This window comes from Comamonas suwonensis (assembly GCF_012844455.2).
GTDB classification, from domain to species: domain Bacteria; phylum Pseudomonadota; class Gammaproteobacteria; order Burkholderiales; family Burkholderiaceae_C; genus Comamonas; species Comamonas suwonensis.
This window is the reverse complement of sequence record NZ_JABBCQ020000034.1, coordinates 1-11,373: the sequence shown is the minus strand read 5'-3', so window position 1 is coordinate 11,373 and position 11,373 is coordinate 1. Positions and strand designations below refer to the sequence as shown.

The window sequence follows — 11,373 nt, the reverse complement described above, 5'->3', positions numbered from 1 at the left end:
AAGTGTTAAGCAGCGCAGCATAAATATCTCCTATTTTTTAGTCATCTTTTTGGCTGTCGAAGCGGACTAATTTCTAAAGAGTCATGTATTTTGGGGGAAGCCTAAACCAGTGGTTTCAATGCGGCTTGGCAGTGCTTACATTTTCTCGCATCCATACGTACCAGCTCTCTGCAATCAGGGCAATGAACGTGCGTTTTTGGCGTTATAAAGTTACCAGCTTCATCGCGTGGTTGTTGGTTCGTCGCATTGCCAGCTATTAGCAAAAAAATACCGGCGAGCAGCGGTGAAATAAAGCAAGCGAGTAAAAACCAGCCAAACCCAGACCGCTGCCATTTAGCTGCTAAAAAGCCAACAGCGATTGCAAATCCAATCCAAAGAAGTAAAAGTTCCATTTCTCCTCCATATTTGAAGCGACAAATGATAACAAGTGCTTACATGGCTTGGTGCGGACGTTTGTTGCCTGTGGGTTAGTGGCCTTGTTGAGGAATCAATGAATCAATCGCGTGGGCATGCATTTGGGGTCACGACATACACACGCACGTTGCGCGAATGAATGCGCTTTGTGCGCGATGCTTTGCCATCTGATCCGTAAGTCAGCAGGCCTGCTTGCTCCAAGCACTTGAGAGCACGGTTGAAATCAAAGCCTGTAACAGCTTCGCGCATGCCAACAGAGGTGAAAAGATACTGCACACCATCCCCCGTCCCCTCCCACCAGCCTGCACGGTCACGCACCATAGATTGCTGCTTATCGTCGTATGGGCCAGCAACATCACTAAAGCGGCTGTCTCCATGGCGGTCGATAAAGTCCAGTACGGCCTGCACAATCTGCTGCTGCTCCATATTGCCGGACACATTGCCGCGCTGTCCCATCCAAGCGCCAAAGCCTACGCGCGCAGCCTTGATGGCTTCGCCCTCCTCCCAACCAGTGATGCCGTAGGCAGTTGCAAGTTCGCCTGCCAGTGCCAGTACAGCAAGTCGTGCGGCAGCGCGTGCAGGTTGACCATCACCGCTAGCAATGCCCTCCAGTAACTGCACTTTGATGGCCTCAAATTTGGCGTTTAAGTTGCTGCCGTCGCGTGCCAGCTTTTCCAAAAAGGCGCGGCCTGCGGTGCCGTACTGCTGGTGTGCTGCACGCTTGATGGCGTCGGAGAAAGCGGGGCCGTTAGCGTAGTTATGCAGGTCATCCCATGCCCCATAAGTGCGCTGCACCGGAATATCCAGCAAGCGAACAGATTGCCCAGCCTTCACGCGCTGGCCAGCCTCCATCATGCTTGCCGCAATCGAGCGTTCACCTGTGGAGAGGACGCTAGAGCGCCAGCGGGTAACGTTGCGAGCCGTGCCGGTGCGGCTTGCTCGCTGTTTACCTCTGCCGTTGCCCAGCATATAAATTACCTCGCCTACGTCGCGCGGATCGCACTCGCTGATTTCATCCAGCGCCAGCAGTGAGTCGTTAAACAGACTCGCAGCACCTTCCAGGCCGTTTGCTGTCGCTCTCCAGCTTCGGCGGTAGCTCTCTCCTCCCCACACGCTGCAAGCGGCTTGCAGGGCGGTTGTTTTGCCGGTGCTGCTGTCGCCAATCAGGTGCACGCCTCCAGACTCCACGCCCGCCAACGCCAGCACCGGGCCAGCAAAGGCTGCGCACAGACTCAGCACCAAAATAGGGTTTCCCACTGCTGGCGCTGCAATGATCTGTTTCCAGCCCTCCAAGGTGCCACGCTGCGTATATTCGTCAGCATGCAGGGCTTGGGCTTGAAACGTCACATTGCTGGCCTTAGGGCCGATAACGCAATCAGGTAAGGCAAAGGCTTTGCAGTCACTAGTCGCCCAGCCAGTCTGTAAAGTGGCCTGAATGAATTTAGTGGGTGATTGGTTTTGTAAAAATTTCGCCAACAATTGTCTGCCGTTGCTGCTTTGGTCTAGCTGCATTCCCATGGAAAGCAAAGTGCCGCGTAAGTCTGCACCATCACTCTTGAGAAGTTCCATAGGCATAGCCCATTGCTTCCAGTGCCCGCGCCCATTGGTGAATCGCAGCAACCGGCCATAGTTGTTATCGGCTTCATCATGGGTCACTGCATCGACATGCAAAGGCGAGCAAACCCAGAACGATGTAAGCATGGCTGGTTTCTCATCGCTTCCGGCCTTCAATCCAAAGTACCAAACACCGGGGCGATACTTGGTATTGTCTGGCGCGGTGTAGTAGTCATCCAGTACCACAAACTTGGGACGCTTGTTCTCGGTAGGGATGGGGTTATATGAGTTGGCGCTAGGTGCTCCAATGCTGGCATCGTCAGTGACAGCGATATCTAATGCAGCTTCATTCAAGGCCATTTTCAGCTCTCCAACACTTCGGCAAAGCACGCGCGAACAGCGTCAGCGCCAGCCAGTGAAAACAAGTCGTTAAAGTCGGTCGCCTTGCTGGGGCGCTCACTTGGAAAATGCGGCACCACGACATCACCACCCACAGCCAGCGCAGCCGCGCGGGCAGCAGTCAGGCCGGGATTACCTTCAGTAGCGTGGTCGTCATCGGCAGCAATCAGCAGTTGCTTGTGCGGGTAGTGCTGGCGCAGCTCGCGGGCCACTGGTGCAAGGTTTCCAGCTGAGAAGGCCGCTGCTACAGCCAGCCCGGTGCACGCATGGATGCTTTGGGCCGTCGCCATGCCCTCACATACCACCAGCGCCCTACCAGGTAGCCCTATGGAGTGAAAGCAGCCATGCACACGGCCACCTGCCAAAAAACGCTTACTGCCATCGTCCGTGATGGTTTGCAGGCTGTGTAGCACCCCAAAAACATCGCGCATAGGCACCAGTAAAGTGCGGTCAGGTTCAGCACGTAGGCCAGTGGTTTGGATGCCCTTGGCTATGGTGTATGTGTGCCAGTGAGTAGGCTTTGCGGCCTCCCAGCGTGCAATCGCTTTTTGCTGGGCCTCTTGTTGGCGCAGCACTTGCTGTCTGTTGCGCTGCTCCTTCGCATGCTGCACGTGGTGGCGCAGCTCGGCACGCTCTTGTGCACTCAATTTTTGCTGTGGCTTGCTGCACCATGTCTCTACTAGCCCAGTGCGCCAGTGGCCGAACACACCAGCGGGCAGGCCATCGCAGTGAAGTACGTACCACCCGGCCTTGTCGCTCTTGCGGCCTGTGGCGCTGAAACGATGCAAAGTACCGTCAGCATGGATGGTGTCAGGTGCTACCAATCCAGCAGCCTCAATGGCTTTCGCGAATTGCTCAGCAATCCAGCCATCAAACTGAGGCAATGCCCGCAGCGAATGGCTTTCGCGTGACGTCAAAGGCTTGTAGCTGGTACGATTCGCGCTGTTACTATCGGCGCTCAGTTCTGCATTGTTGTGGGGCTGGGCGTTTTCTTTTGTGCTCATGCCTTAGCACTCCAGCTTGTCTGCCAGCGCCAGCAGTTTTGCGGCTAACTCGCGAAGCCCATGCGGGCCAATGAGTGCATAGGCTTCCGTGCCATCTAAAGCATTAATGAGGTGCAACGTTTGGGTCTGGGCATCGTGGCGAATGGTGCCCATTCCATCGGGATGTCGGTACAGCGTTTTTGTCATTACGCCACTCCCAAAACTGCACGGATGCCAGCTACAGGCCAGCCAAGGCGCTTGCCAATGCGGATGGGGCGCAGGCCATCAGGGAAGGTTTCCGCACTAGCCCAGCCTCTCAGGGTTTGCGGGCGGCGCAGTAGATAAAAGGCTGCCTGTTCGGTCGGAACTGTGGGACGGTTTACCAGTTCCAGTGCAGGAAACTGCGGTGGTTCAGATACAGCATGGTGTGTATCAGCACTATGTTGAAGAGAACAGGTTTTCATCGCTTTGCATCCAAAAAAGTTGAGATGCACCGATGATGTTTCGAGGGCGTATGTTTCCTCCTAGCTCGCGAGCCTTACCGCGCTTTGCCATGACTTACCGAGCCTTACCGTGCCTTTCTGCGCTGCGTCGCAGGCGACTACGCAAGCTCCTAATACTGAAGAATTGAAGTTCGTCGTTCGGATCTTTCCACTTGAGGCCCTCCTCGGTAACACCCACCAAAGGTGGAGTCTCAGCGTTAACCATACGAACCAACGAAGCCCATACAGAGGGGGTGTCGAATGGGTTTCCACAATCCTTTTGTGCGGCCTCTATCACTGGAGTTAAAAGGTCACGGCGCGCCTTCTTCGCGCTGTTTTTCAACAAGGATGCTGGCTCACAAATTGACAGAGGCTTTTGGGGTGGACTTGTGCCAATATTTTCCGTCTCGGTTACTACAGGTGCGAACGGTGCGAACGATGCGGGCTGGGGTGCATTCTCTGTTGCGCAATATTCATCAGCCAGTGCATGAACGTCATAACCCATCACGCGACAATCATCGGGCACGGTTTCAAAGTCGGGTTCGTCATCAGTTAACGCACCTTTGGTGTAGCGCATCATTTGTCCATCAATTTTTTCGAAGCTATCAAACGTGCGCCAACTTGCGCGACCTGTCGTTGCAAGGTGAAGGCAGGCAGTCAGTGGTAGGGTTGGAATGCTGCCAGCAGGCACGATGTTTTCGTTTGCTGTCCCCTTGTTGAATAGCACTCCTCCATCATGTTTGCGAACCTTTGCGGAATGCTGGACGATGGCGCGCAGAGTAATTTCCCCTCGTCCTGCTGCAAGCAAAAAATCTTGCACTGTGATTTCTTCGCCAGCATGCTTGCTGGCAAACATAGCGGCTATTTCCAGCGTCAATAAATCTGTATATGCCAATCGCCCCCCGTTCCATTCGCTATGGGGCTGTAGGCGCTCAAACATCGGATATTGGAAGTTCATTTTCTGCAAGCAGTTCTACAAAGGGTCGTCCCTCATAAGCCCATTGGCGGGCTTGATATCTACCGAACGTATGTGAAAACTTTTGGCTAGCACTGCTAGCATTGTCCTATCTGAGAGAGGGGTGCAATGTTTAATAAGTTATGTCTGGCAAGCGCGTGCGCTGTTTCTGTATTAGTCGGTTGTGCGATAGCACCTCCGCCGGTTAATCCGCTCCAGCAAACCTACTTCGAGCGAATTGATGAAGCGAGTGAAATCGCTGCAGATGTTGAAAAATCACTGCTAAGGAAAACTTCTGCTGAAGTGATTGAAGGCACGAAACGTCGGATTGCACATGACCTGCGTGATCCGGAAAGTGCTAGGTTCCGAGAGGTTGCATTGATTGTCTATGAAGGCCGGTCAGTGGTGTGCGGTGAAGTCAACAGCAAGAACGGCTATGGCGGTTATGTAGGCTTTCAGCCGTTTATTGGTGGCCCCGCCTTTGGTCGTGTACTTGATGATTTGACTTCTGCTCCCGGAGCGTCTGACAGTGCAGGCTATAGAACCTATTGTTTGCTTGGCAAGCCACGCTGATTTGGCGTGAGCGATTGAACACAGCTAGGAATACGATTGCAGGGCGAGCGCACTACTGTGGGCAATCGTCAGATGGAACACCTGTCACACCTCAGCCTTGCTGACGTGTTCTATGCCAAGCTGTTGTATTTATTAATTGGAATGCATAAGGAACACTGGAACACCTAAAAATGCAAAAAATAGAAGTCGCGTGCATCGTTTTCATTTTGCCTCTGCACCGCTCTTGGTGTCCTGCGCTTTGTGGTGCTGGCGCTGCTGGCTAACTCACAGCACGGAGCTTGCCGGGTTCCGTTGTAGCGTCGAATTGCACCCCAGCCTGCTCCAGAATGTGCTCCTCTATGCGCTCTAAAAACGGGCGCAAGGCATCCATACTGCGCGGCCTGTAGCCCTCTGCTGTGGCGCTGGGCTTGTGCCCCATTACTTGCGCAATCGCTCCTGCTGGTGCGCCTGCGGCCTCCCCCAAAAGCGAGAAACTGCGGCGCAGCCCGTGAAACGTTAGGTGCTCAATAGCAGCAGATTGCAAAGCCTTCGCATGACTAGAGCGCACATCGACAATGCGCCCTTCTTTGCCAGTGCTCGCAAACACGTATTCACCCCGCTTCGGCAAGCTGGCGATCAAATGGTGCAGGTACGGTGTCAGCGGAATAGTTCGGCTGTCCTCTACCTTGTCGGCTAGGGTCAGTTTGCGCCACCGTAAGTCCACATCAACCCAGCGAAGTGCGGCCATTTCCTCACGGCGGGCACCAGTCAGCAGCAGCGCACGCAGGTATGCACTGGCCGCATAGTTGCTAAGTTGCTCCACCCCAGACCACCACCCTGCAACCTGCGCAGCTTCTAATGCGTCCGTCCTGCGAGTGGTAGCAGGCAGGTTTTGAAGAATGGCTGGAGCTTGTCCCGCCTCCCTGTCCACCAATGCTCGGTACTCTGGCTGACTCGCACACCAACGCAAGAAACCGCGAAACATCATCAGTGCCCGCGCTGCTTGGTGCTTACCTATCTTTGCTTCACGGTCAAACCATAGCTTTAGCGCATCCTCGGTCACCCCAGACAGGGGCAAAGCCAAAAGCGGGTAAAGCGGGCCGGGGCGGGTCAGCCCTGCCCCTCGCTTTTTTGGTTCACCACCTGCCGACACCATTGCATGAAGGTCTGCCAAGTAGCGGGGCTTCCATGCCTCCCGGCGCTTTGGCCTGCCGTTATCCAAGTACAGCGGCCATACATCGCCCACGGTCAGTGCTTTGGCTTTTGCCTGCTGGCGCTGGGCTTCCTGCTGGGCCTTCTGTTGGCGCTCCAATTCGCGCGGGTCTTGGCCTTTGTCCACCAGCACGGAATAGCTGCGGGCCTGCTCTCTGGCCTGCTCAAGTGTCCACGTCTCCACAGACCCAATACCAATGCGCAAAGTCTTACCAAACAGGCGCGATTCAAAAGCATAGGTTTTGCGTCCTGTTGGTGTGGCGCGCAGCATCAGGGCTGGTACATCGGTATCCCACAAGAAAGCCTGCGATTTTTCTGGCGGGCATGTGAAAGAGCTAACCCGGCCTACGGTCAGTCTTACGCGGTTGGTGGTGGCGGTCATGGTGTGCCCTTGGCTAGGGTTGTAGGCAACCTGTAGGCAGATCGAGCAAATACAGGTATGTATAAATCAACAGCTCAGAAGTGAAAAATTCTTCTAAGTCATTGTTTTACATAGATCAATCAACACCATTCTACACAACTAAATACCTCAAACCAATCATTCGTAATGAGAAGGTCGGGTGTTCGATTCATCTCTCCGGCACCAAAATACTACCAATTCATTGGGTTTCAGGCAAAAAGTGGGCGCTAATTGGGCGCTGCGAAAAAGCAGCGTCAAACAACTCCCACACAAAGCCGCCCTGAAGAGGAACACAAAAAAGCCTGCAATCGCAGGCTTTTTTTTACGGCCGAAAGTCGCTCCGCCGAATGTAGCTGTGGCCACACTTCAAGCCACAGGAGACTCAAAATCCCCCGCCGCAAGGCGTGCCGGTTCGATTCCGGCCCCGGGCACCACTTGTTAGACGCTATAAATTTTGAATGTGTTCCGGGTTTCGTTCCGGACAGTGTTCCGGATTTAGCAAATAGAGAGCCTGCATGATATTCATTCATGTGGGTTTTTTTGTTTCCATGCACTAGGTGCCATCAATTGACTCGCGCACCTCATCGAACAAAAATAAAGCCCCTGCCATGTTGTGGGTAGGGGCTTTATTCATTTAAGTTCAATGCTCACAGTCACCCTCCTCTGCCTTGTCGTCGGCATCTCAGACGGTGACACCCTGACCGCCCGCTGCGGCGAGCCTGGGCAACATGAATAGTTCAAGGATCGGCTATTTAAGCCTCGCTACCCTCAATAAAAAAGGCGCTACCTGTAACAGATAGCGCCTTTTTCAGTTCACATTACCCCTCGTTCAGAACGGAGCACGCACCCCCAAAGACAGTGCACGATATCGGGTGTTGCTGGTATCTAGGCTGGAGTTGATCTCAAGGGACAGCTCCACGCCGCTTTGCAGCATCAGGCGCCCACCTAAGCCTACTGTCCAAATGCCCACATCCGAGCCTCGCGTACGCAATACATATGCCGGGCCAAGATCAGCCAAGTCCGCATACGCCATGCGCGCTTCGTCGTCTCCCTGGAATCTGCGCGTGTACTCAATCCGCGCTCTGGGCATCAACTTGCCCCAGGCGGTGGAATACATGCCTTCGCCTCTGATGCCCAGAACACCATTGGTTGAACGAACCTTTTGCTTGAAGTAGGTCAAAGCCTGGATGCCTTGTGCCGATTCCGTGAATGTGTCCAGCGTTGCTTGACTCATTTCCAGACGACCGTAAGGCGACCACATCCATGACGATCCGTAGAACTCCATACCGGCAATGACTGATCCAAAGAACTGACTGCCCTTGCGGGTGCCAGTAGCGGTACCACCTCCGTCGGTGATGTAACGAGTAGAGTCGAAGCTCAGGGAGCCGTAACCCAGCAGGCCATCAATGAACACGCCCTTGGCGGGTCGCAGGCTGCCGTATATGACCGCCGATGCGCTGTCAGCTGAGCTTTTGCTTCCGTTCACTCCGATGCGTGAGCTGTCTTTGCTGAAGCCCACACCCACGCCCAGCGTAGCCAGATCGTTGATGCGGTAGTCACCGCCAGCGCTGATGCCACTGGTCGTGAAGCGGTACTGCGTATCCACACCGCGCAGGTTCTGACGACCGTAATCCACTGCACCGCCAATCCAGAAGGCCAGAGCCTGTTTCTGCACGCCTTGCGGCTGATCGTTGCCGGGCAGGTCCGGGCCCTGAGTGTCCGCGCCACGGTCACTCAGATAGACACCTTGGCCGGCATTGCCAGCCCCCTGGCTATCAGGCTTCCAGCCCACTTTGCGCATGCCGTTACGGCTTAGGCCATTGCGTGGGTCCATTCCAACAATCCGGTCTTCACCAGCGTAGCCGCTCATGGCCGCATCCGACATCGCACGATTGTTGCCGGTAGATAGAGTCAGGCCAAAGTCTGAACGCCCCCATCCATCACCGTGCAAGCTCTCAAGGCGGCGGGTGAAGTTGCCAATCTGCGCAGAGGCAAAGCGGCGGGCCGTATTGGCTTGTGCGGCCAGCAACCCTGCCACTTCAGCATCCGTAGACACATCACGACGCGCTGCAACCGACACGCTCACTTGCCCTGCCGGTGACGAGGCGAATGCATTGCTCAGTGTGTAGCCGATGACCGCGGTGCCGCTGTAGGTGGCAGATGCTTTAAAGGTCATGACGTAGCCTGCACCGGCAGAACCGGACGCTGCAGCCACGCTTCGAATCGTGGCAACACCTGCGTTGATTGGCGTGACCGCAAGCACCGCTGAGCCTGTGAACGGGCCGCCAGTGGCGGTTGCCGTCAAATCAATGTCTACCTGCGTGCCCGCTGCTGCATTGGCACTCAATGCCGGTGCCACAGGCACAGGGTTCACCGTAATCGTGGAGGTTACGGGCGGCGAAGCTCCAAACACGTTGGAGACGGTGTAGACCAATGTCACATCGCCGCTGCCATCGGCGTCAGGTGTGAAGGTGATGTCCGTACCACTGACAATCGTCTTGCCCTTGGCAGGAGCCGTCACCAGAGTCACTGCGGTGAAAGGACCACCCGTCGCACCCAGCACCGCATTGAGCATGACAGACTGGCCTGCCAGCACTTTGAGCTGCTGAGGTTTGGCTACAGGTACAGCCAAGGGAGTCACCGTGATTGTCACCGTCGCAGCGGCGGAAATGCCGCCGGGGCCGGTGGCGGTGTAGGTCAAGGTATCCACACCGAAAAAGTTGCTCGCAGGCGTGTATTCCACGTTCAGCGCAGTGACCTTGGCCGTGCCATGCGATGGCGGTGTGACGATGGCGATGCTGGTGATGGCACCGGTATCGTTGCTGGTCACGGGTACAGCGACCATGGTATTGGCGTTGGTTGTTGCGGTATCTGCCACGGTAACCGGCGGATTAGCTTTCACCGTGCCGGAATAAAGGAATACACCCTTGAATGCTGAACTATCAGTCGCTGTGACGGTGAAGCTGTACGCCCCTGCTGTGGTCGGCGTTCCAGACAAAGTACCACCTACTGCAAGATTCATGCCGGGAGGCAGGGCGCCCGCAGTCACAGCGTAGCTATACGGTGCTGTTCCTCCTGAGGCGGTAATGACCTGGCTATAGGCACTGCCGGTGGTCATCGCTGCCAAAGCCGTTGGTGCCACCACAATCGTCGGGGCGTTGACGGTCAGGGTATAGCTGTTGGTCGCACGGAAAGGTGCGCCCACGCCCGTGCTGCTGTCAGTGGCCATCAGGCTGAAAGTAGAACTACCCACCGCAGTCGTGGTACCAGACAGTAATCCCGTCGCGGTATTCAGGCTCAGGCCTGCAGGCAGGCTACCGCTGCTGACACTGTAGGCATAAGGCCCCGTTCCGCCATCAGCTGACAAGGTAACGCTATATGCAGCCCCACCCACAGGATTTGGCAGGCTTGTCGGCGTCAAGCTGACCGTGGCCGATGACACGACCAGGGTGTAGCTTCGCGTGCCAGTGAACAGATGCACATCCTGCGCTTGCACGGTCAGCATGAAGCTGCCGGCTGCCGTGGGCGTGCCGCTGAGCAATCCGCTGCTGCTCAAGGTCAGGCCCGCTGGCAAGCTGCCACTCTTCACCGTGAAGACATATGGTGCGACACCGCCGTTACCCGTCAGTTGCTGGCTGTATGCCGTGGCTGCCGTCCCTGCAGGCAAGCTGACTGGCGTCACCGTGATCGTCGGTGCTGCAATGGTCACGGTATAGCTGTTGCTCGTAATGAACGGCGCGCTCGCACCCGTGCTGCTGTCGCTGCCCCGCAGACTGAAAGTGAAGCTGCCTGCCACCGTTGCCGTACCCGACAGCACGCCGGTGGAGGCATTGAGGCTCAGGCCGGCAGGCAGGCTGCCGCTGCTGACACTATAGGTATAGGGCGCCGCGCCGCCTGCCGCCGTGATGGTGGCGCTATAGGGCGTTCCCACTGCGGGATTGGACAGTGTCGCGGGCGTCAGACTGACACTGGGCACGCTCACAGTGATGGTCACGGTGGCCTGCGCCGAGGTTCCGTTGCCGTTGCTGGCCGTATAACCGAAGCTGTCGCTACCGGCGTAGCCAGCCGTCGGTGTGTAGCTGATGGTTGTGCCACTGACCGTCGCCGTGCCATGGATGGCGGCGGTGACCACAGCCACCGAGGTTGCCGCGCTGCCGCTCAGGGTCAGGTTGATCGGGTTGGCGCTGCTGCCGTAAGCCACGCTGGCGGTGCTGTTGCTGGCAATTGGTTTAGTTTGATAGCTGAACTGATCCGCTGCGCTGGTCGCACTGGTGCCACCAGTCGTGGTGACACGTACATCGACCGTGCCAGTACCAGCCGGCGCCGTCGCCGTGATCTGGGTGGCGCTGTTAATGGTGTAGCCGGTGGCTGCAGTGGCTCCGAAGGTCACGGCCGTCGCTCCACTCAAGTTCGTGCCGGTGA

General features: G+C 56.2%; 8 protein-coding genes and 1 pseudogene. 2 read left to right on the top strand and 7 right to left on the bottom strand.

Going from position 1 to position 11,373, the window contains the following annotated elements:
* Positions 1–101 precede the first annotated feature (101 nt).
* From HF327_RS21355 to HF327_RS21335, 5 genes are all read right to left on the bottom strand, one after another.
* Complete coding sequence (locus HF327_RS21355) at positions 102–392, bottom strand: hypothetical protein (protein ID WP_198462366.1); 291 nt, start codon at positions 390–392, stop codon at positions 102–104.
* A 103-nt stretch (positions 393–495) separates the two neighbouring features.
* The gene (locus HF327_RS21350; RefSeq protein WP_198462365.1) at positions 496–2,328 is read right to left on the bottom strand and encodes a DUF927 domain-containing protein; all 1,833 of its coding nucleotides are present in this window, start codon (positions 2,326–2,328) and stop codon (positions 496–498) included.
* Between the two features lie 2 nt (positions 2,329–2,330).
* The gene (locus tag HF327_RS21345) at positions 2,331–3,371 is read right to left on the bottom strand and encodes a toprim domain-containing protein (protein WP_198462364.1); all 1,041 of its coding nucleotides are present in this window, start codon (positions 3,369–3,371) and stop codon (positions 2,331–2,333) included.
* A 3-nt stretch (positions 3,372–3,374) separates the two neighbouring features.
* Positions 3,375–3,557: a hypothetical protein gene (locus tag HF327_RS21340; protein WP_198462363.1), complete on the bottom strand. Its 183-nt coding sequence runs from the start codon at positions 3,555–3,557 to the stop codon at positions 3,375–3,377.
* 351 nt (positions 3,558–3,908) lie between these two features.
* Positions 3,909–4,790, bottom strand: coding sequence for a hypothetical protein (locus HF327_RS21335; RefSeq protein WP_198462362.1), 882 nt, complete (start codon positions 4,788–4,790; stop codon positions 3,909–3,911).
* A gap of 126 nt (positions 4,791–4,916) precedes the next feature.
* Here HF327_RS21335 and HF327_RS21330 point away from each other — a divergent pair, with 126 nt between their 5' ends.
* Complete coding sequence (locus HF327_RS21330) at positions 4,917–5,360, top strand: hypothetical protein (RefSeq protein ID WP_198462361.1); 444 nt, start codon at positions 4,917–4,919, stop codon at positions 5,358–5,360.
* Positions 5,361–5,619: 259 nt separating this feature from the next.
* Here the strand turns inward: HF327_RS21330 and HF327_RS21325 are convergent, their stop codons facing one another.
* On the bottom strand, positions 5,620–6,933 hold the full coding sequence (locus tag HF327_RS21325) for an integrase family protein (RefSeq protein ID WP_198462360.1): 1,314 nt from the start codon (positions 6,931–6,933) through the stop codon (positions 5,620–5,622).
* Positions 6,934–7,594: 661 nt separating this feature from the next.
* Here HF327_RS21325 and HF327_RS22250 point away from each other — a divergent pair.
* Positions 7,595–7,684: pseudogene (locus HF327_RS22250) on the top strand (thermonuclease family protein); the annotation flags it as partial.
* Between the two features lie 96 nt (positions 7,685–7,780).
* Here HF327_RS22250 and HF327_RS21320 read toward each other — a convergent pair.
* The coding region (locus tag HF327_RS21320; RefSeq protein WP_206764500.1) for a putative Ig domain-containing protein at positions 7,781–11,373 on the bottom strand (3,593 nt) is incomplete at its 5' end.